Annotated in this window: 18 protein-coding genes; 14 read left to right on the top strand and 4 right to left on the bottom strand. The window is 65.7% G+C overall.

Annotation, left to right across the window (positions count from 1 at the left end; all coding sequences use genetic code 11):
* Positions 1–169: 169 nt before the first annotated feature.
* Positions 170–673: a PAAR domain-containing protein gene (locus GY40_RS02080; protein WP_038358320.1), complete on the top strand. Its 504-nt coding sequence runs from the start codon at positions 170–172 to the stop codon at positions 671–673.
* A 148-nt stretch (positions 674–821) separates the two neighbouring features.
* Positions 822–1,175, top strand: a complete 354-nt coding sequence (locus GY40_RS02075) for a RidA family protein (protein WP_038358318.1) — start codon at positions 822–824, stop codon at positions 1,173–1,175.
* A 134-nt stretch (positions 1,176–1,309) separates the two neighbouring features.
* On the opposite strand, the gene tagH is transcribed toward GY40_RS02075, so the two are convergent.
* Genes tagH through tssI form a run of 3 tightly spaced genes read right to left on the bottom strand, consistent with a single transcriptional unit; the run spans position 1,310 to position 5,145 of the window.
* On the bottom strand, positions 1,310–2,692 hold the full coding sequence (gene tagH, locus GY40_RS26920; RefSeq protein WP_038359846.1) for a type VI secretion system-associated FHA domain protein TagH: 1,383 nt from the start codon (positions 2,690–2,692) through the stop codon (positions 1,310–1,312).
* A gap of 33 nt (positions 2,693–2,725) precedes the next feature.
* Entirely contained in the window at positions 2,726–3,274 is a 549-nt protein-coding gene (locus GY40_RS02065) for a DUF6931 family protein (RefSeq protein ID WP_038358316.1), read from the bottom strand.
* A gap of 14 nt (positions 3,275–3,288) precedes the next feature.
* Positions 3,289–5,145 carry a type VI secretion system Vgr family protein gene (tssI, locus tag GY40_RS02060; protein WP_038358314.1) on the bottom strand — a complete coding sequence of 619 codons (1,857 nt, stop codon included), beginning with the start codon at positions 5,143–5,145 and terminating at the stop codon, positions 3,289–3,291.
* 117 nt (positions 5,146–5,262) lie between these two features.
* Between tssI and GY40_RS02055 the strand changes: the two genes are divergently transcribed.
* The 9 genes from GY40_RS02055 to tssH all read left to right on the top strand — a co-directional run bounded on the left by GY40_RS02055 (position 5,263) and on the right by tssH (position 16,596).
* Positions 5,263–5,829: an OmpA family protein gene (locus tag GY40_RS02055; RefSeq protein WP_051987427.1), complete on the top strand. Its 567-nt coding sequence runs from the start codon at positions 5,263–5,265 to the stop codon at positions 5,827–5,829.
* An 85-nt stretch (positions 5,830–5,914) separates the two neighbouring features.
* The gene (locus tag GY40_RS02050; RefSeq protein WP_038358312.1) at positions 5,915–7,366 is read left to right on the top strand and encodes a type VI secretion system protein TssA; all 1,452 of its coding nucleotides are present in this window, start codon (positions 5,915–5,917) and stop codon (positions 7,364–7,366) included.
* 124 nt (positions 7,367–7,490) lie between these two features.
* Positions 7,491–8,021 (top strand): type VI secretion system contractile sheath small subunit, encoded by a 531-nt coding sequence (tssB, locus tag GY40_RS02045; RefSeq protein ID WP_081925067.1) that lies wholly within the window; start codon positions 7,491–7,493, stop codon positions 8,019–8,021.
* Positions 8,022–8,077: 56 nt separating this feature from the next.
* On the top strand, positions 8,078–9,583 hold the full coding sequence (gene tssC / locus GY40_RS02040; protein ID WP_038358310.1) for a type VI secretion system contractile sheath large subunit: 1,506 nt from the start codon (positions 8,078–8,080) through the stop codon (positions 9,581–9,583).
* Between the two features lie 139 nt (positions 9,584–9,722).
* Positions 9,723–10,208 carry an Hcp family type VI secretion system effector gene (locus GY40_RS02035; RefSeq protein ID WP_038358308.1) on the top strand — a complete coding sequence of 162 codons (486 nt, stop codon included), beginning with the start codon at positions 9,723–9,725 and terminating at the stop codon, positions 10,206–10,208.
* Between the two features lie 104 nt (positions 10,209–10,312).
* Positions 10,313–10,819, top strand: coding sequence for a GPW/gp25 family protein (locus GY40_RS02030; protein ID WP_038359840.1), 507 nt, complete (start codon positions 10,313–10,315; stop codon positions 10,817–10,819).
* A 4-nt stretch (positions 10,820–10,823) separates the two neighbouring features.
* The gene (tssF, locus tag GY40_RS02025) at positions 10,824–12,785 is read left to right on the top strand and encodes a type VI secretion system baseplate subunit TssF (RefSeq protein ID WP_038358306.1); all 1,962 of its coding nucleotides are present in this window, start codon (positions 10,824–10,826) and stop codon (positions 12,783–12,785) included.
* Positions 12,782–13,837 (top strand): type VI secretion system baseplate subunit TssG, encoded by a 1,056-nt coding sequence (gene tssG, locus GY40_RS02020; RefSeq protein ID WP_282568275.1) that lies wholly within the window; start codon positions 12,782–12,784, stop codon positions 13,835–13,837. Before tssF ends, tssG begins: the two co-directional genes overlap by 4 nt.
* Positions 13,838–13,860: 23 nt before the next feature.
* Positions 13,861–16,596 carry a type VI secretion system ATPase TssH gene (tssH, locus tag GY40_RS02015; protein ID WP_038358304.1) on the top strand — a complete coding sequence of 912 codons (2,736 nt, stop codon included), beginning with the start codon at positions 13,861–13,863 and terminating at the stop codon, positions 16,594–16,596.
* Positions 16,597–16,942: 346 nt separating this feature from the next.
* On the opposite strand, the gene glpD is transcribed toward tssH, so the two are convergent.
* Positions 16,943–18,493 (bottom strand): glycerol-3-phosphate dehydrogenase, encoded by a 1,551-nt coding sequence (gene glpD, locus GY40_RS02010; RefSeq protein ID WP_051987426.1) that lies wholly within the window; start codon positions 18,491–18,493, stop codon positions 16,943–16,945.
* A gap of 193 nt (positions 18,494–18,686) precedes the next feature.
* Here glpD and pncB point away from each other — a divergent pair, with 193 nt between their 5' ends.
* From pncB to GY40_RS01995, 3 genes are all read left to right on the top strand, one after another.
* The gene (gene pncB / locus GY40_RS02005) at positions 18,687–19,964 is read left to right on the top strand and encodes a nicotinate phosphoribosyltransferase (protein ID WP_038359834.1); all 1,278 of its coding nucleotides are present in this window, start codon (positions 18,687–18,689) and stop codon (positions 19,962–19,964) included.
* Between the two features lie 71 nt (positions 19,965–20,035).
* Positions 20,036–20,683 carry a DUF1444 domain-containing protein gene (locus GY40_RS27425; protein ID WP_133563493.1) on the top strand — a complete coding sequence of 216 codons (648 nt, stop codon included), beginning with the start codon at positions 20,036–20,038 and terminating at the stop codon, positions 20,681–20,683.
* A 127-nt stretch (positions 20,684–20,810) separates the two neighbouring features.
* On the top strand, positions 20,811–21,377 hold a 567-nt coding region (locus GY40_RS01995), incomplete at its 3' end, for a GTP-binding protein (protein ID WP_038358300.1).

Genomic DNA, 21,377 nt, shown 5'->3' with positions numbered 1-21,377 from the left:
CTCACTCGAAGGCAGGCATGGCGAGCTTATCCGGGGCTTGCCCCAGCGTCACCTAACGAAATGCTAGCGCTTCGCGCGCGAGGCGCCGTCATTGACTTGAAGGATGCGGTGGACAGAGTTTGAGGGCAGTCCTGAAAGGAACGAATCCGTTCGAGAACGGGAGGCGACGATGCCGAAAGGCCCTGCCGCACGCATCACCGACCCGGTGATCCACCCGTTGCCGGGCATTCTGCAGCCGGGGCCGGGCAGTCCGAACGTGCTGATCGGCAGCCTGCCGGCCTGGCGAGGGGTTCCAGCCGCGGCCGCCGCGGCGATCCAGGGCGCCAAAGCCGCAGCCGATGCGACGGTGCAGGCGGCGGAGGCCGCGACGCTGGCTGCTGCCGGTACGCCCGGCGCGCCGGCAGCGCTCGCGGCCGAAATCGCGACGAAGAACGCCGTCTCCGCCAGCATGGGCTCGATGATCACCGGTGCTTCCGGCGGGGCCGATATCCATAACTGCCTGACGCCCGTGCCGCCGCCCGTGCCGCATGGACTCGGCGTCGTCATCGACGGTTCGCAGACCGTGCTGATCAACAATCTGCCGGCCTGCCGGATGGGCGATACTGTCCTCGAAGCGCTGGGCCCGCCCAACAAAATCATCATGGGCCTGCCGACAGTCATCATCGGCGGATGATTCCGGATTGATTCAAGAATTCCACGCAAGTCACTGATGTTGGATCGTTTTCCGTCCCGTGGGTCGCCGGGGTGCCGATCCTCCGGCTTGACCGGAGGTCTCGGGCTCGCCAAGCGGGTTCTCCCAATCCCACTTCGGAGGACCTGCCATGACCATCGAACGCATCGGGCTGACCGCCCGCTGGTGCGACGCCGCCATCTTCAACGGCATCGTCTTCCTCGCCGGCCATGTGCCGGAGAAGACGGAAGGGCGCTCGCTGACCGAGCAGACGCAAGAGGTGCTGGCGCTGCTGGAGGAAACGCTCGCGGATGCCGGCAGCGGCAAGGAGCGCATCCTCAGCGTGCAGATCTTCCTGACCGATATCGGCAAGATCGGCGAGATGAATGCGGTCTGGGACAAATGGGTGGCGCCGGGCCATGCGCCGGCGCGCGCGACCGTCGAGGCGAAGCTGGCATCACCCGGCTACGGCATCGAGATCACGGCGGTGGCTGCGAAGCGGTAGGATTGAAGGGTGGCGTCATTCTCGGGCGCAGCGCAGCGGATACCCGAGAATCTCCGGACAGAAGGGCACTGGAGCTTCATTCTGCATGAGATGCTCCGGGCGAGCCCGAGCATGACGGCCGCAGGGAACGGCCGTCACTTCCCGCCGCGGTCGTAGCACTCGGCGAAATAGATCATGAAGGCGTCGACGAGACCGTCCTCATAAGGGGCGGTCTTGGCCTCCCAGCGTGCGACATAGGTCTCCCACATCTTCGCCTTGCGCGAGCCGATCAGCCCGCCGATCCCGCCTTCCGGCGTGGTCGCTTCGGCGATCGCTTGCGGATCGAGATCCTCGACCAGCATCCGCAGCGCGTGCTGCATGGCGGAGTAAGTCTTGATCTGATGGGCCTTGAGGTCGCGGAAGCTCTCGTCGAAGGCGCGCTTCGCGTCGAGATAGCCGCTGCGCGGCTGGCCGAAGATCAGCTGCAGCGCGTCGTCCACCGTCGGCGAGAATTTCAGCGGGTTGTTGTCCTGCGCCTGGATCATCGTCTGGTTGGTGCTGCGGGCGATGCGCTTGCTCTCGGCGCGGGCGGCGAGCAGGCCCTTCAGCTCCTCCGCGATCAAGCGCATCAGCCCGCCGAGCTGCTCGGCGAAGGCGCCCGGGTCCTGCGTGGACAGGGCTTGCGGCGAGACGCCGGCGCCCTTGGCGAAGCGCTGCATGAACTCGCCCATCGAGATCGCGGCAGGGCCACTCATGGGGGCGGGTTCTCGCGCGAGGGCAGGCGCGGACACCGGCGTGGTCGCGGGCGCTGGCATCTGCTCGGCATCGGGCTCCGGTTCGGTCGCAGCTGGCTCATCCCAGGGGTTCGCGGAGGCCGGGCCGCTTGCCGTCGGACGGCGCGGCGTGGGGATCGGCGCCAGCGGCTCCGCCTGGGGGACGGGGGCGGCCTGCAAGGGCGCCCAGGCGAAATCGTCGCCTTGCGGTGGCTGGGCAGACCGGCCCGGTGGAGGGGCTGGCGGCGCCGGCCCGGCGGCCGGTGCGGGAATGTCGGTGGCCCAGTCGATGAAGCTTGCATGCACCGGCTTGGCGTGGCCGGGCGGCATCAGATCGCGACGCGAGATCGGCGGCGCAGCATCCGTGCTGGGCGCCCAGAGCGCTTCCGGGTCGGCGGCATAGGATGGGGGAGGAGAGGCCGCCTGCGCCGCTGCCTGCCCGGCCTCCTCGTCGATGGCGACCGCGATGATGTAGTGGCCGATCTCGAGCCGATCGCCGTGCTGGAGGCGGTAGGGCGATTGCACGCGATGCTCGCCGCCATTGACGAAGGTTCCGTTGGTCGAGATGTCGCGCAGCCACCAGCCGCCGTCGCGGAAGCGGATCTCGCAATGGCGGCCGGAGACGGCGCGCGAGGGATCGGGCAGCGCCCAGTCGAGATGCTGGTCACGGCCGATATCGAGGCCGCGCCCGCCACTGGCGGTCACGCTGAGCGGGCCGCCATCGGGCAGCGAGGCCTGGTTCTCGATCGTCAGTGTCAGCGCCATCGCGGACATCCCGTTCCGAGCTGCGCGAGAAGATCAGCGCTTGCCGGCATCGTCTTCGGCCAAACGAATGCATGCTTCGACACAGGCGCGCAATGCGGCTTCGCGCTCGCGGGCCGGCAGACGGTTGATCGCATTGAGCACGGCGATGCGGGCCATCTTGGCGGTCAGGTCCGGCGGGGTGGGGATGGCGTGGCTTTCCGACATGCTGCCGCCGGAATAGCCGGCCGCCCAGGCCACGAAGGTGCCGGGCCGCGCGCGATCTCCGGCCTGGGCATGGCGCAGCGCTTCGAAGCGGGTCTTGTCGCCGGGCTCCCGGACCCAGGCCTCGGCGGCGGCAAGGCCGGGGTCCTGCGTGCCGGGCGGCTGCAACGCGCGCACCGCCTGCAGGGCCCACCATACCGTTTCGCGCCTCGGCAGGAGGAAGGCGCAGAAGCCGGCGGCTTCCATTGGCGCCGGCCCCTTGACCAGGCGCGCGAGGAAAGCCAGCGGAGGCTCCGCCGTCGGCGGCATGGTGACGGCCTGGGAGGCCGAGGGATAGGTCTCGAACACTTCGCGGGCTGTGCTGAAGCGCAGGCGTGACATGGAGGCTCCAGCCGTTAGTTGATCGTCACCATCGGGGCCTTGACGACGAGGGCGCCGTCGCTCTTGACCTCCGTCAGGGCCTGGCTGTGGATCGTGATGGTCGGCGATTTGATCTCGATGCTGCCGGGCGTCATCTTGATCGTGCTCTCGCCGACCTTGAGATTGATCTCGGTCAGCGCCTCGACGTCGAGCTTGCCGTTTTGGATGTCGAGCTTGTCGTTGCCGAGCTTCAGAGTGGTCTCGCGCGAATAGTTGCTGCCCTGGAAGCGCTCGCCGATCTCGCGGGTCTCGATATTGTTGACCGTGACCTTGTGGTCCTTTTCGGCCCGCATCTCGAGAACCTCGCTGTCCTTGAGGTCCTCGAACTTGATCTCGTTATAGGTGCCGGGGAAGCCTGCATGGTCGGTCGATTCCGATTTGAGGCCGGATTGCGTCTTGTTCGCCGGCAATTCGTAGGGCGGCTTGTGCTGATCGTTGACGACGGCGCCAACGACGAGCGGCAGGTCCGGGTTGCCCTCGATATACTCGACGATCACCTCCTGGCCGATGCGCGGAATGATCTGGCCGCCCCAGTTTTTGCCGGCCCACATCTGCGCGACGCGGGTGCGGCAGGAGGTGGAGCCGTCCTCGCGGTCCCAATGGAAGCGCAGCCAGATGCGGCCGTACTCGTCGACGTCGATATCGCCTTCCTCGCCCTGGTTCTTCTCGCCGACGACCTTGGCGGTGTGCGGCCCGTAGACCTTCGGGCGCGGCGTGACGAGGGGCGCTCGGAAGCGCCGGTCGCTCTTCTGCAATTCGAAGGAGCCGCTGTAGACCGCCTCATCCTGCTGGCCGGAGCGGTAGCCCTGAGCTCCGAGCATATGCGTGGCGCGCACCACGAGATATTCGGTGTTCTCGGCGCCTGAAGGGTGCTCGCCGAGCTTCATCAGCGCGCCCGGATAGAGGCTCGGCGCCTCGCCGGCCGTGTAGCGCCGGTCGTCCTTGGCTTGTTGCGCCTGCGCCCGGACGCGGGCGAAATGCTCGCCCTGGTCGCGCTGGGTGTAGCTCGCCGGATAGTCGTAGGCCTCATAGGACTTGGCCTTGGGGAAGCCTTCCTCGGCGCGCGCCGTGAGGTCGGAGCCCGATTTCTCGAAATCATAGTCCTTCAGCTCGACCTTGCCGGTGCGCAGGCGCCGCACCGTCGACCATTGGGTGAGATGCTCGACATCCGCGCGCGGGAAGCGGCTGCCCGGCGCGACGAAGGCGAAGATCGAGCTGTCGCCCGTGAAGTTCGCCTCGGCGCTCGGCATCACCTGGTCATGGCCCGAGCGGGAGTCGCAGAGCACCAGCTTGTGGTCCCCGTCGCTGTGCTTGAAGTAGTAATAGATGCCGTACTGCTCCATCAGACGCAGCACGAAGTCGAGATCGGTCTCGCGATATTGCACGCAGTAGTCGATCGGCTGCAGCGTCTCGCTGGTGCGGTCATCGAAGCTCGCCGCGTTCTCCTTCTTGAAGATCTCCTTGATGATGTCGAGCGCGGTTTTGTTCTTGAAGATCCGGCAGTCTGCGCGCTGCGAGAGCAGCCAGAGCCAGGGCCTCAGCGTGAATCGGTAGACATAGAGGTCGTCCTGCTTGCCGAGCCATTGAGCATCGACGAGCGTGCCGTTGAGAACCCGCTCGCTCTTGTTCTTCAACGTGAACTTGATCGAGCACTTCTCGCTCATGATGCTTTGCAGGTCGGCATTCTCAGTTTTGCTGATTGCCTCAACGTTATAAGTAAACAATTCGCTTAAAGATTCATCGGCTTCGAAACGGATAAGTGAAAACTCGTCCTTTCCGGCTGGAGTCGTAAAGGACGCAATCCTTTGTTCTTGTCCAGGATTCGATGGCATCAACGAAACCTTTCGACGATTGAACCTAAATTCGACTTGACGTAACTAACTCTCAGAGTCATCGTCGGATCCGTAAGTTTTCATCCGCCGATTGGCGTGACACATTGGGAGGTTCCCATGCGCAAGCAATCCGCATTCAAGGTATTCGTCGCTCTGGCGGGCTCGATGGTTCTCACCACGGCGACAGGCGCCATGGCGCAGACCTACAAGGCGGACGACATCGTCAAGCATTTCCAGCCCGGCGTCGTCGCGCCGAAGCCGGCGGGCGTCACGCGCGGGCTGTGCATCGGCACCGAGGCCGAATGCGCGAAGGCTGGCCATGCGGTCGAGATCGCCAAGCCGCCGAGCGCCTTCGATCTCGTGGTGAAGTTCAAGTACAATTCCGACGTGCTGGAGCCCGAGGCCAAGGGCAATCTCGACGAATTCGCCAAGGCCCTGAAGACGCCCCAGCTTTCCAGTCAGACCTTCATGGTCGAGGGGCACACGGATGCCGCCGGCAATCCGACCTACAACATGAGCCTGTCCGAGCGCCGCGCGGAGGCGGTGGTCCGCTATCTCGGCGAGAAGGGCGTCAACACCGGCAAGCTCGTCGCCAAGGGCTATGGCCAGAGCCAGCCGGTGGTCGCCGACCCCTTCTCCGGCGACAACCGCCGCGTCGAGACGCGCTTGCGCGCCGCGAATTGAGCGCACGGTCGATCTGTTCACGGCGGTTCGTGGGGCTTCCGGGCCGCCGCGTTGCCGGGCGGGAAGAGGCATTCTGGGGAGAGGCATGGCCGCGCTGAATTTCGCCGAACTGTCGAAGCCGATGTCCGATGACGGCCCCTGCGGGCCGGACCTCGAGGACGACCCCGACTTCATGAATGTCACGGCGCGCCTCGAGGTCGTGCTTCCGGTGGCGTATTTCCGCCGCGACGACGACGGCAGGCAGGTCGCCTTCGACCGCTCGAGCATCGAGTTCCCCGCCGCCTTCGCCGATCTCGGCAAGCTGATGGCCCGCTCGCAGGACCTCCGGCTCTTCGTGCTCGCGGCGAAGCTCTCGATCCTCAATCGCGACATTGCCGGCTTTGCCGCCTGTCTCTCAGCCATGGCGGAGATCCTCGGCGAGCATTGGGAGGAGGTGCATCCGCGCGCGTTGGATGGCGACTTCATCATGCGCGAGGTCACGCTGCAGGGGCTGGACGATTTGCCGACCGTGGTTCTGCCGTTGCAGCACGCGCCGCTGTTCGTGAGCCGCCGCATCGGCGCCTTCGCCTTCCGCAGCCAGCTTGTCGCCAGCGGCGAGACAAAGCTGGTCGAGGGCGAGCAGCATCCCGATGCGGGCGCGATCCAGGCAGCGCTGGGGGAGGTCGAGGTCGATGCCCTGACGGCGACCCTCGGCCATATCAACGCCGCGCGCGAAGGGCTCGCGCGCCTGCGTGCGATCTGGATCGAGAGAGTAGGCGTCGATCATCCGCTCGGCTTCCCGCGCCTCGTGGCACTTCTGGACCAGATCGCCGGCTTTCTGGACATGGCGGTCGCGCGGCGCGTTCCGGGGCATCAGCCCTCGGCGGCGGCTGCGGCGACCGACGCGCAGATGCCGGCAACTAGCGCTGCAACCTTCAATCCGGGCGGCCTTTCGAGCATCCTCCAAGTGAAGGATACGCTGGCGGCCTGCCTCGGCTACTTTCGCAAAACGGAGCCGTCGAGCCCGGCTGTCCTGCTGATCGGGCAGGCGCAGCAGCTCATCGGCAAGTCGCTGATCGAGGTCATCCAGATCATGTTTCCGGAGCACGTCGACAAGGCGGTTCTCGAGATCGGCGAAGTGCGCCGGTTCAGGCTGCCGCTCGAGCGTCTTCCGGTGCCGGACGGCCATGATTCCGAGGCGGGGGAGGACAGTTACGACAGCGCCTCCGTCGAAAGCGATGACGGCGACGGCCATGACAACGGCGTGGCGGAAGAGTCCGAGGCCTTGGCCGAGGACGGAGAGGCCGATTCCGGTGCGGCGGAGGCTCCGTCCCACGTGCCGCCGCCGGCTGCCGCCATGGCGGTGATCGCCATCGGCAACCGCGCCGATGCGGTCAACGCGATGAGGGCGGTCGCATCCTTCTACCGGCAGGTGGAGCCTTCGCATCCGACGCCGCTCCTGATGGACAAGGCCTGCGCTCTGGCGCAGCATGATTTCATGTCGCTGCTCGGCAATATCCTGCCCGAGGTTGCGCAGATGCCGGATGCCGACAGCTAGGGAAGTTTTTCGGTTTTGATTTGAACCTCTCGTCGCGATGATGAGACTATATCGATGAATTCCGAAGTTCTATACAGTATCACGCTACGTCAGCGTGGTCCGGTTAGCAAAAGGGGCATGCGTCATGGCCGGAGATTCAGGGCAGAAGTTCATTCGCCGCAACAGGCCGCCTCGGGTGCACATCACCTATGAGGACCCCTACAACGCCGAGCAAAAGATCGAGCTGCCCTTCGTGATGGGCGTGCTGGCCGATCTCTCGGGCAACGCCTCGGCGGTCGAAAAGCCGGAGATCTCGCAGCGCAAGTTCCTTGACGTCGACATGGACAATTTCGACCAGCGCATGGCCGCGATCGAGCCGGGCCTTGCCTTCAACGTGTCCAACAAGCTCGGCGAGGACGAAAGCGAGAAGCTCTCTGTCGCGCTGAAGTTCACCAAGTTCGAGGATTTCAACCCCGCGGCCGTCGCCCGCCAGATCCCGGCGACCGCCAAGCTGCTGGAGGCGCGCGAGCAGCTCGCCAACCTGCTGCGCTACATGGACGGCAAGATGGCGGCGAGCGACCAGATCAAGGCGCTGCTGGCCGATCCGCAGCTGATGACAGCCCTCAAGGACAGGCTCGGCAAGAACGGGAAGCCCGAGGGCGAAGCGCAGAACTGAGGCAGGGCGCGGGCCCTCTTTCCGGGTCGGCAGGCGGTTAAGCGAGCGAGGCGGCAATGGCAGCGGAAGCACAAACCCAACAGCCCGGCGGGGCGGCAGTCGAGACGCGCGAGATCGACGATTTCTCGGCGATCCTGAAGCAGAGTTTCAAACCCAGAACGGAACGCGCGGCGACGGAAGTTGAGAACGCGGTCGCGACCCTCGTCAATCAGGCGCTGGCGGATTCGACCGTGATCAAGGGCGACGTCATCGACACGATCGAGGAGATGATCGCGCGGCTCGACGCCAAGTTGACCGAGCAGATCAACGAGGTGCTGCACGCTCCCGAATACCAGAAGCTGGAAAGCGCCTGGCGTGGCCTCAACTACCTCGTCTTCAACTCCGAGACCGATGCTCAGTTGAAGATCAAGGTGATGAACGTCTCGAAGAACGAGCTCTACCGCAACCTGAAGACCTATCCCGGCGCGCGCTGGGACCAGAGCCCGCTCTTCAAGCAGGTCTATGAGCAGGAGTTCGGCCAGCTCGGCGGCCAGCCCTTCGGTTGCCTCGTCGGCGATTATCACTTCAGCCACACGGCGACGGACGTCCAGCTTCTGCGCGACCTCTCGAAGATCGCCGCGGCGGCGCATGCTCCCTTCTTCGCCGGCGCCGATCCGATGCTGATGCGCATGGATGCCTGGACGGAGCTCTCCGATCCGCGCGATCTCAGCAAGGTCTTCGACACGCCTGACTATGCGGCCTGGAAGGGCCTGCGCGACGCCGCCGACTCCCGCTATGTCGGCCTGTGCCTGCCGCGCGTGCTCGCCCGGGTGCCCTATGGCGCCAAATCCGAGCCCGTCGAGGAATTCGCCTTCGAGGAGGATACCGACGGCCACAAGGGCGAGAAATACGCCTGGATGAACGCCGCCTATGCCATGGCGGTGAACATCAACCGCGCCTTCAAGGAATATGGCTGGTGCACCCGCATCCGCGGCGTCCAGTCCGGCGGCGAGGTTCTCAACCTGCCGACCCACACCTTCCCGACCGACGATGGCGGCGTGGATCTGAAATGCCCGACCGAGATCGCGATCAGCGACCGGCGCGAGGCAGAGCTGGCGAAATCCGGCCTGATCCCGCTGATCCATCGCAAGAACACCGACAAGGCGGCCTTCATCGGCGCCCAGTCGCTCTACAAGCCCAAGGCCTTCTCCGGGCCCGACGGCGTGGCGGCGACGGCGTCCGACAACCTGTCCTCGCGGCTGCCCTACATGTTCGCGGTCTCGCGCTTCGCGCACTACCTGAAGTGCATGGTTCGCGACAAGATCGGCTCCTACAAGGAAAAGGAGCCGCTGCGACGCTGGCTGCAGGAGTGGATCACCGAATATGTCGACGGCGATCCGGTCAATTCCAGCGAAGAGACGAAGGCGCGGCGCCCCCTCTCGGATGCACGCATCGACGTCTTCGAGGACGAGGAGAACCCTGGCTATTACTCGGCCAAGTTCTATCTGCGGCCGCACTTCCAGCTCGAAGGCATGGATATCGGCCTGAGCCTGGTCTCGCGACTGCCAGCTCCCAAGCAGTGACCGCCACCTGATCGGCAGGTGACGGAAGCACGAAGACCCTTCGACGCGCTGACCCGATGCGGGTGCGCGATCGGAGAGATGCGTCCATCAGCGCGCTCGCGCATCCGAGCAATCCGACGACCCTACTTTGGAGGTAAACATGGCTGCCGACTTTCTGCTCAAGATCGACGAGATCAAGGGCGAGGCCCAGGACAAGACCCACAAGGATACGATCGCGGTCGATTCCTTTTCCTGGGGCATCAGCAACCCCGGCTCCTACGCCCATGGCGGCGGCGGCGGCGCGGGCAAGGCGAACTTCCAGGACATGCATTTCACCGCGCAGGTCAGCAAGGCTTCGGCGAACCTCGCCCTGTATTGCGCTAGCGGCAAATACATCAAGAAGGCGGTGCTCTACGTCCGAAAGCAGGGCGAGAAGCCGCAGGAATACTACACGGTGACGCTCGAGGACCTGATCGTGTCGAGCTACCAGTCCGGCGATGCCGCCGGCGGTTCGAGCGTCCCGACCGACCAGTTCGCGTTGAACTATGCCAAGGTCGAGTTCCAATATCGGCCGCAGAAGTCGGACCAGACGCTCGACTCGGCGATCGAGATGAAGTGGGATCTCAAGGGTAACGCCAAGAGCTGAGCCGCGCGCACCGGCTCCGGCTGAGCCGGAGCCGGTTCGTCGCCCGCCCCGGACGCGATGTGATGGCCGACCCCCTTTCGAAGAAGCGGCTTCGGCCGCCTTTGATGTTCGCATTCCGCGAAGCGCATCTGGAGAAGGATGCGCGGACCGCGCTCGACCTGCGGGACGAGGGCGGCGAACGTGTGATCGCGCAACGTCGCGCCGCGCCGCGGGCCGCGATCACCGAGCCGAAGCTGCGGCGCGAGATCGCCATCGACCTCGACGCGCTGGTCAACACGGTCAATCTTGGCTCGGCCGTGGACCTTTCCGAGCTGGAGCATGTGCGCCGCTCGATCCTGAATCACGGCTTCCCGGACATGACGCGGCTTTCGATCGACGAGCATCGCGTCGATACGATCCGTGAGGATCTCGCCGCCGCCCTGATGGGCTACGAGCCGCGATTGGTCCGCAATTCCATCGCCGTCGAGCGTGACAGGACGCTCGATTCCGCCGAGCTGAAGGTACGCTTCCTCGTCCGCGCCGATCTGAACTGCGAACCTTTGAACGTGCCCGTGCAATTCGTGGCCGATCTCGAACTCGATACCGGCAAGATCGCGATCAAGGGACGCTGATGCGATGAACCAGGAGTTTCTCGATCTCTACAATCAGGAACTCCGGCTGTTCATGGAGCACAGCAAGGAGTTCGCGGAGGAGTATCCCGGCATCGCCGAGCGGCTGGGCGGGCTCGTCGGCGAGCGCATGGACCCGATGGTCGGTGGCCTTCTCGAAGGCGCGGCCTTCCTCGCCGCCCGCGTGCAATTGAAGCTGAAGCACGAGTTCCCCGAATTCACCAACAATCTGCTCGAACAGCTCCTGCCGAACTATCTGGCGCCGACGCCTTCGGCGCTGTTGGCGGGCGTCGTGCCGCCTTACTCCGATCCGGGCCTGCGCGAGGGGATGCGCATCCCGCGCGGCGCCTATCTCGACGCGACCTATCTGGAACGCGAGCGGCGTGTCGCCTGCCGCTACCGGCTGGGCAGCGACATCACGCTCTGGCCGTTCGAGATCGTGGCCGCCGACTATATTCCGGCGCCGGCGCCATTGCAGGCGCTCGGCCTGCGTACCGATCAGCGCGCGCTTGCGGGGCTGCGCCTGACCCTGACGCACCGGGTGATGGCGGACCCCGAGCAGGAGCCGACTCCGGCCCAGGCCTTGAAGAATCCGGCGAGCTGGTTCGCCGGCTGCCGGACGAAGGAGCTCGCCTTCCATCTGCTCGGCGGGGAGGGCGATGCGGTCGCTCTCTACGAGCAGCTCTTTGCGAACTGCGTCGGCATCCATTTCCGTCATCTCGACGCGTTCGGCGACCCGGTGGTGACGCCGGGCGAGGGCTGCCGGCTGGAGCAGATCGGCTTCGACGAGAACGAGGCGCTGCTGCCGGCCGATACCCGCGTCTTCCGCGGCTTCGAATTGCTGCACGAGCTGTTCTGGTTCCCGCGCAAGTTCCTCGGCTTCCGGCTGGAAGGGCTGGGCCGGATCATGCCCAAGCTCACGGCCAAGACGGTCGAGCTGATCTTCGTCTTCGACGAGGTCAATACGCGGCTGCCCGGCGCGGTGCGCAAGGAGATGTTCGCGCTCTACGCGGCGCCTGCGGTCAACCTCTTCGAGAAGACGGCCGACCGCATCCCGGTGAAGAGCAACCAGCACGAATTCCATGTCGTACCGGACCGCAGTCGCGCGCTCGACTACGAGCCGCACAGCGTTCTCTCGGTGCATGCGCACTATACCGGCGGTCGCGAGAAGCAGCCGGTGCATCCGCTCTATTCCTCGCCTGAGGGAGCCTCGCCGGTTCACGGCCTGCACTATACGCAGCGGCGCCTGCCACGGCGGCGCTCCTCGGCCGAGCGGCGCCAGGGGCGGGCCTCCGACTATACCGGCACGGACATGTTCATCTCGCTGGTCGAGCCGGCGAAGATGGGCGACAGCGCCTCGGTGGCGGAGCTGAGCGTGCGCGCGCTATGTTCCAACCGGCATCTGACCGAGCATCTGCCGACCGGCGTCGGCGGCGCCGATTTCCGGCTGATCGACAATGTCTCGCTCGACCTTGCCTGCCTTGCCGGGCCGACACCGCCGCGCGAGCCGATCGTCTCGCAGCTTCGCTTGCGTGCGGAGACGGCGAGTACGGGTGTCGTGACCTGGCGGCTGATCAACCTGCTCAGCCTCAACCATCTCGGCCTCGTCCAGCGCGGCGCCGGGCAGAATGGCGAGGCGCTGCGCGAATTGCTCTCGCTCTTCGCCGATCTTGCCGACAGCGCGACGGAGCGGCGCATCCGCGGCATCAAGAATGTCGACAGCCGGCCCGTCGTGCGCCGTTTTCCCCAGCGGGCCGGAACGGGGGCTGGGCGGGGTCTCGAAATCACCGTGCTGCTCGACGAAAAGGCCTTCGAGGGCTCCGGCGTCTTCCTGCTGGGCGCGGTGCTCGACCGCTTCTTCGCCGAATATGCGGCGATGAACCATTTTACCCAGACGGTGATCCGCACGGTGGAGCGCGGCGAGGTGATGCGCTTTCCACCGCGTGCCGGTTCGAGGCGCGTCCTGTGAGCGAGGACGCCGCCACGCCGCTGGAGAAGGCGCCGGGCTACCAGGCGAGGCTGGAGGCGGAGCCCTGGCGCTTCGACTTCTATGCCGTGATGCGGCGGCTGGAACGCAGCTTTCCGGAGCGCAGCCGCATCGGCGACGTCGCCTCGCGGCGCGACGAATATGTCGCGCTGGGCGAGCAGGCCTTCCTCGACTTTCCCGCCTCGACCATCGCGGAGGCGGGCCGGGACGCGCAGGGCAGGCTTCGGCTCTTCGTGAAGTTCCTCGGCCTGCTCGGCCCGCAGGGCGCGCTGCCGCTGGCGACAACCGAGGAGAGTTATCACTGGCAACTCGCGCGCGACGATGCGTTTCCGCGCTTCCTCGATATCTTCAACCACCGCTTCCTGCAGCTCTTTTACCGCGCCTGGGCGGATTCGCGGCCGATCGCGCAGCATGACCGGCCCGATCTCGACCGCTTCGCCGCCTATATCGGCAGCATGATCGGGGTGGGCTCGAAGCCCTATCTCGACCGCGACAGCGTGCCCGATCCCGAGAAGCTCGCCCATGCCGGGCTGATCGGCGCGCAGGCAAAATCCGCCTCGCGGCTTCAGCGCCTTCTCGCCGGGCTGTTCAGGACGCAAGTCGAGATCGAGCAGTTCGTCGGCATGCGTCTCGTCTTCGATCCGGCGGACCGGACGCGGCTGGGAGGCGCGCATTGCACGCTCGGCGGCGACGCGCTGCTCGGCGCCAGCGTCTACAGCGTCGAGGACAAGTTCCGCGTGAAGATCGTGGCTGCTGACCTCGAACAGTTCGAGCGCTTCCTGCCGAATGGCGATCGCTGCGAGCCGCTGGCGGATGCCGTCTTCCTGCATCTCGGCGAGCAGTTTGAATGGGATGTCGAGCTCGCGCTGCCGGTGGGCGAAGTGAAGCCCGTCAGGCTCGGCCAGTCCGGCCATCTCGGCTGGACGAGCTGGATGGCGCCGAACTGGACCACCGAGGAAGGCGCGCTGCGCCGCGACGCCCGTTTCCATCCGGCCGAGCGCATGCGCCTGAAACGTAGCCGCGCTGCTGCCTAAGACCAGAGATCAAGGGGACGACCATGGCCGATATCAGCCTCGAAGCCGTCACAGGCAAGCTCAACCGGATCGGCTACGACACCTTCCTGCAGGCGCTGAGGCAGGCCAAGGGTGCCGGGAACCGCAATGTCGAATTGGCGCATTGGCTGCTGCAGATCCTGCAGGGCAGCGCCAACGACCTGACCCTGACCGCGGACCATTACAAGCTCGATCGCGCCAGGCTGCTGATGGACCTTGGCGGTGTCGTCGAGGGGTTCCGCAAGAACGAGACGGAGATGCCGGGCATCGCCAACCACATCGTCGATATCCTCGACCGTGGCTGGCACTACGCGACGCTGTTCTTCGGCGAGACGCAGATCAGGACCGGGCACCTGCTGGTGGCGGCGCTGAAGTCGACCGAATTGCGCCGGGCTTTCACCGGGCTTTCCAAGGAATTCGCCAAGATCCCGGTCGAAGAGCTGGCGGCAGGCTACGGCAAGATCTGGGAAAGCTCGGAAGAGGAGAACCTGCGGCCGATGGACGGCTCGGGCCTGCGCGCCGCCGGCACGCCCGGCGCCGAGGCCGCTGAGGGGCCGAAGGGCACGACCGCGCTCGACCGCTTCTCGCAGGACCTGACCGCCAAGGCGCGCCAGGGCGGCATGGACCCGATCCTCGGCCGCGACGACGAGATCCGGCAGGTCATCGACGTGCTGATGCGCCGGCGCCAGAACAATCCGATCCTCACCGGCGAGGCCGGCGTCGGCAAGACCGCGATCGCGGAGGGCTTCGCCCAGCGCGTCGCTTCCGGCGACGTGCCGCCGCCGCTCAAGGGGGTGAAGGTCTGCGCGCTCGATATCGGCCTGATGCAGGCCGGCGCCTCGATGAAGGGCGAGTTCGAGCAGCGCCTGCGCTCGGTGATCGACGAGGTGCAGTCCTCGCCGACGCCGGTGATCCTGTTCATCGACGAGGCGCATACGCTGATCGGCGCCGGCGGGCAGGCGGGCACGGGCGATGCCGCCAACCTGCTCAAGCCGGCGCTGGCGCGTGGCACGCTGCGCACCATCGCGGCGACGACCTGGTCGGAGTATCGGCAGTATTTCGAGAAGGATCCGGCGCTGACCCGCCGCTTCCAGCCGGTACAGGTCGACGAGCCCGACGTGCTGCGTTGCTGCACCATGCTGCGCGGGCTGATAGGCCCGATGGAGAAGCATCACAAGGTTCGCATCTCGGATGCCGCCATCGTCGCGGCGGTGACGCTCTCCTTGCGCTATATCCCGGCCCGCCAGCTTCCCGACAAGGCGGTGAGCCTGCTCGACACGGCTTGCGCCCGCGTCGCCATCAGCCAGAGCGCGACGCCGGCCGCGATCGAGGATGCGCGCGTCGCGATCAATGCGTTGGAGCAGGAGAAGGCGGCGCTGACCGCCGATGCCGATCTCGGCACCGACAGCGCCAAGCGGCTCGATGAGATCGAGGTGGAGGTCGCGGAGAAGCAGGAGAAGCTCGCCGCCCTCGAAGCTGCCTGGGCGAGCGAGCTTGCCATCGTCGAGGAGATCAAGGCGCTGCGGACCAAGCTCGGCGAGAAGGCGCCGGGCGCCGATCCCAAGGCCGAGGCCGTGCCGCAGGAGGCGAGCGTCGATGCCGGCGCCGCAGCGCCGGAGGTATCGGCTCCGACCGGGGAACCTGCAGCCGACCCCGAGGATGCCCGCGCTGCGCTCAACGCCAAATTCGCGTCGCTTGGCGAGATCGATCCGGCCAATCGGATGATCTACGCCCATGTCGACGAGCAATCGGTCGCCTCGGTCGTCTCGGACTGGACCGGCATCCCGGTCGGACGGATGGTCAAGGACGAGATCGAGACCGTGCTCAACCTTGCCGAGACGCTGAACAGGCGCGTGGTCGGGCAGGGGCATGGCATCGGCATGATCGCCAAGCGCATCGAGACCAACCGCGCCAGGCTCGACAACCCGAACAAGCCGATCGGCGTGTTCATGCTCTGCGGCCCCTCCGGCGTCGGCAAGACCGAGACGGCTCTGGCGCTGGCGGAGGCGCTCTATGGCGGTGAGCAGAACGTCATCACCATCAATATGAGCGAGTTCCAGGAGGCGCACACCGTCTCGACACTGAAGGGCGCGCCTCCCGGCTATGTCGGCTATGGCGAGGGAGGGCGGCTGACGGAAGCCGTGCGGCGCAAGCCTTACTCGGTGGTGCTGCTGGACGAGGTCGAGAAGGCGCATCCCGACGTGCACGAGCTGTTCTTCCAGGTCTTCGACAAGGGCCAGATGGAGGACGGCACCGGCCGGCGCATCGATTTCAAGAACACGCTGATCATCCTGACCTCGAATGTCGGCACGGACGAGATCATGAGCATGGCGGCGAACGGTGCGGCCAAGCCCGATCCCGAGGCTATGGCGGTGAGCCTGCGTCCGGCGCTGCTCAAGGTCTTCCCGCCGGCGCTGATCGGGCGGCTCGTGACCATCCCCTATTATCCGCTGTCGTCGGACATGCTGGCCGGGATCGTCAGGCTCCAGCTCGGGCGGATCGGCAAGCGGCTCAGCGAGAACCACAAGGCGGCCTTCGTCTATGACGACGCGGTGGTCGAGCACATCGTCGGCCAGTGCAACGACCCGGATTCGGGCGGGCGCATGATCGACAACATCATCACCAACTCGATGCTGCCGGCGCTGTCGCGCGCGATCCTCAACCTGCAACTGGAGAAGAAGCCGCTGACCGAGGCGAAGGTCTCGGTCGAGGACGGCAGCTTCGCCTATCAGGTGGCGTGAGCCGCCGCCTTCCGCTCCGCGATTGATGGCGGCTGGAGGACCATGCGTTCGTTCGCATGCGGCTTGGCGCTCCAGCTTGTCGATGCAGTGCTGGACGTCTCCGGTACGCGGCTCGTGTTTTTCACGGAAGCGGTTCCGTCATTCCGGACAAGCCGCGACAGCGGCGCCGATCCGGAAACCATCATAGGGTTCGGAGCTCTACGATGGATCCCGGGTCAAGCCCGGGATGATTGTGTGGCTCGGATGAAACCAAAACACGTTTCGCAGCATGGGCGAGCCGAGTTTGAACTTGCCGAGAAGATTCCACGTCGGCGGGCAGGTAACTGTATTGTCGAAGGAAAACCGATCAGGCGGCTGCCGCGATTTCCTGGTGCATGAAGCCGTCCAGCGCCGCGCGCTCCTGAGGCGAGAGCCGCAGGCCGAGCTTGCTGCGCCGCCAGAGCACGTCGTCGGCGCGGCGTGCCCATTCCGAGCGCATGAGATAGCGGACCTCGCGCTCATAGAGATCGGCGCCGAAAAGACGGCCGAGATCGGCGAGGCCCTGCGCATCTGCGAGAATCTCGCGGGCGCGGGTGCCGTAGCTGCGGGCGAGCCGCGTCGCTGTGCGGCGTTGGAGCCAGGGGTAAGCGCTCACAATCTCGTTCACGAGGGCGTCGAAGCCGCTGACCGGAAAATCGCCGCCGGGCAGGGCGCCCGTCATCGTCCAGGTCGCGCGGGCGGCCCAGGGCGCGTGGGGAGCGAGCTTGGCGAGGGCGGATTCGGCGAGGCGGCGATAGGTCGTGATCTTGCCGCCGAAGACCGAGAGGAGCGGCGCCGAACCTTCGGGGGCGTCCAGCGTCAGCACGTAGTCGCGTGTCGCTTCCTGCGCCTTCGAGGCGCCGTCGTCATAAAGCGGGCGCACGCCGGAATAGGTCCAGACCACGGATTCAGGCGTCACGGGCCGGCTGAAATACTCGCTCGCCGCTGCACAGAGATAGGCGATCTCCTCGGGCGTGGCGGCAACATCGACCGGATCGCCATGGTAGTCGCGGTCGGTCGTGCCGATCAGGGTGAAGTCCTGCTCATAGGGAATCGCGAAGACGATGCGGCCGTCGGCATTCTGGAAGATGTAGCTGCGGTCGTGCTCGTAGAGCTTCGGCACGACGATGTGGCTGCCCTGCACCATGCGAACGCCGGCCTTGGCATTGGTGTGGATGACGCCGTTCAGCACCTCGCCGACCCAGGGGCCGGCTGCGTTGACGAGCGCCTTCGCCCAGATGTCGAAACGGCCTTGCGGCCCTTCCGCCGTCAGGCGCCACAGCCCGTCCTCGCGGATCGCGGCGGCGACGCGCGTGCGGGTGTGGATCGCGGCGCCGCGGACGGCTGCGTCCATCGCGTTCAGCACGACGAGGCGGGCATCCTCGACCCAGCAATCGGAGTATTCGAAAGCCTTCGCCTTGTCGTCCTTGAGCGGCCTGCCGGCAGGATCATGGGCGAGGTCGAGCGTGCGCGTCGCGGGAAGGAGCTTGCGGCCGCCGATATGGTCGTAGAGGAAAAGGCCGAGCCGCAGCAGCCAGGCGGGACGCAGGCCCTTGTGATGCGGCAGCACGAAGCGCAGTGGCCGGATGATGTGCGGCGCGATGGCCCAGAGCCGCTCGCGCTCCATCAGCGCTTCGCGCACCAGCCGGAACTTGTAGTGTTCGAGATAGCGCAACCCGCCATGGATCAGCTTGGTCGAGCGCGAGGAGGTGGCGCTGGCGAGGTCGTCCTTCTCGAACAGCACGACGGAGGCGCCACGTCCGGCCGCATCCCGCGCAATGCCGCAGCCATTGATGCCGCCGCCGATGACCGCGAGATCATAGGGCGCAGAAGGAGTGGTGCCGAAGCCGGCCGTAGGCAATGTGGTTTCGGACGCCATGTGCTTTTGAACCCCGATCGAACAGGCGAGATAGCTTGAGAGAGGGGGCACGGCAATGGCCGAGCGCCGCTTGCGTGCTGTCCTGCGCGCGACACGCTTGCGCCGGCGGCCAAGGCATTGTTCTGATGGCATCGGCGCCCATGCGCCGTTCTTCGCCGTTCCGTCGCCGAGCTTTCCCGGACCTGCTGCCGATATGATCTACACCGACATCGCGACGCGGACCTATAATCACGGCTGGCGGCTCGACCCGATCATCCGCAGCCTGCTCGATACCGATTTCTACAAGCTCCTGATGCTGCAGATGATCCGGGCCTTCCATCCGGAAGTCCGCGTCACCTTCTCGCTGATCAACCGTTCCAGGCATATCCGCCTCGCCGACATCGTCGACGAGGGCGAGTTGCGCGCGCAGCTCGACCATGCCCGCTCATTGCGGTTCACCAAGAAGGAACTGATCTGGCTCGCCGGTAACAGCTTCTACGGCAAGACCCAGATGTTCTCGCCGGACTTCATGGCCTGGCTCGCCGAGTTCCAGCTTCCCGAATACGATCTGCGCAAGGTCGACGGCCAGTACGAGCTGCATTTCGACGGCCCCTGGACCCACACGACCATGTGGGAGGTGCCGGCGCTCGCGATCATCAACGAGCTCAGGGCGCGCCGGGTCATGCTGGGCCAGAAGCGCTTCTCGCTCGACGTGCTCTATGCCCGCGCCAAGGCGAAGATGTGGGACAAGGTCGAGCGGCTGCAGAAGCTGCCCAATCTCAGGCTCTCCGATTTCGGCACGCGCCGCCGCCATGGCCATCTCTGGCAGCGCTGGTGCGTCCTGGCGCTGAAGGAGGGGCTGGGCAAGGCTTTCAGCGGCACCTCGAACGTGCTGCTCGCGATGGACACCGATCTCGAGGCGATCGGCACCAACGCCCATGAATTGCCGATGGTGCTGGCGGCGCTGGCCGATTCCGACGAGGAGCTCCTGCGTGCGCCTTACCGGGTGCTCGACGAATGGCGGCAGGTCTATGGCGGCAACCTGCTGATCGCGCTGCCGGACGCCTTCGGGACGCAGAGCTTCCTGCGCCATGCGCCGGATTGGGTGGCGGACTGGACCGGCTTCCGGCCGGACAGCGCACCTCCCATCCCGGCCGGCGAGACGATCATGGAATGGTGGCGCGCACACGGGCGCGATCCGCGCGAGAAGCTGCTGGTCTTCTCCGACGGGCTCGACGTCGATGCGATCGAGCGCGTCTACCATCATTTCGACGGGAAGGTCCGCATGGCCTTTGGCTGGGGCACCGACCTGACCAACGATCTCGTCGGCTGCTCGCCGGACGGTTCGCGCGCGCTCGATCCGATGTCGCTGGTCTGCAAGGTCACCAAGGCGAACGGGCGCCCGGCGGTGAAGCTCTCCGACAATCCCGAGAAGGTCTCGGGCGACCCGGAGGCTGTGGCGCGCTATCGGCGGGTGTTCGGGGTTGCATGACCGCGGGCAAGTAAAGATGTTGCCATTATGTTCTCGATGCGCAATTGTGGTTGCGGGTTGGGGGACTCGGCATGCTGCACTTACTGGTTGTGTTGTTCGCCATGCTCACAGCGTGGCCGGATCGATCCTGGGCTGAAGAACCGGTTTGCCCGGAATGCGGTGCGCCTCAACGCGATGCGGCTTCTTTCAAGAGTTCGCTGCTGGTCACCGTCAAGAACCGAGCCTTCGTCGCGGCGGTTGAAGAAAAGGCGCGCGCCCAACCGAAACCTGCACCGGGCATCGTCCACGCCGAGCTCGTGGGCGATATCGTGGTCGTCGTCGTAGAAGATCGCAAAGACATATCTCGCTTCGTCATGAGCGGCGAAGGAAAGCGGTTTGGGCTTAGCAACCAGGATATGATGAATGCTGGCCGGGAGAACCTGAAGCGCAGGGTCTCGCGCCTGCAGATCGAGGAACATGGTCCCGTTCGGTCCCTGTCCTTCGAGGCTGACTACAATGCGGCGCTGATTCTGCTGCCAGAGGTCTGGTCCGCGATCCCGAATCTCCCTGCCGAGCTGGTCGTCGCGGTGCCGGCGCGCGACATCGTGGCCTTCGGCGACGGAGCCGATCCGGAGGCGGTCGCGAGCCTGCGCCGTATCGCCCGAATGCCGAGCGAGGGCTATTCGGTGACGAACCTTCTTCTGCAGCGGGTCCGGGGGCGCTGGATGGTGAAGAATTAGCGCTGACCTCCTCACTCTGGCGTCACAGGAGGTCGATGGGGCCGGCCGGCTTGCATCGCCGCGCAAAAACCCCTAATGCGACCGCGTTTCTAGGCCCCGGAGGGCCGCCTTCGAGGACAAGGGTGTCATGGCCAAAGAGAAGTTTTCGCGGACGAAGCCGCACTGCAACATTGGAACGATTGGTCACGTTGACCATGGCAAGACGTCGCTGACGGCTGCGATCACGAAGGTTCTGGCTGAGTCCGGCGGTGCGTCGTTCACGGCGTATGACCAGATCGACAAGGCGCCGGAAGAGAAGGCTCGCGGCATCACGATCTCGACGGCTCACGTCGAGTACGAGACCCCGGCTCGCCACTACGCTCATGTCGACTGCCCCGGCCACGCCGACTATGTGAAGAACATGATCACGGGTGCGGCGCAGATGGACGGCGCGATCCTGGTGGTGTCGGCGGCCGACGGCCCGATGCCGCAGACCCGCGAGCACATCCTGCTGGCGCGCCAGGTCGGCGTTCCCGCGCTGGTGGTGTTCATGAACAAGGTCGACCTGGTCGACGACGCCGAGCTGCTGGAGCTCGTCGAGATGGAGATCCGCGAGCTCCTCTCGAAGTACGACTTCCCCGGCGACGACATTCCGATCACCAAGGGCTCGGCCAAGGCCGCTCTCGACAACGTCACGCCGGAAATCGGCCATGAC

Source organism: Allobosea sp. UNC402CLCol, assembly GCF_000745475.1.
Classification (GTDB): domain Bacteria; phylum Pseudomonadota; class Alphaproteobacteria; order Rhizobiales; family Beijerinckiaceae; genus Allobosea; species Allobosea spartocytisi.
Note: the sequence above shows the minus strand (reverse complement) of the source record. Positions and strands in the feature narration are given on the sequence as shown.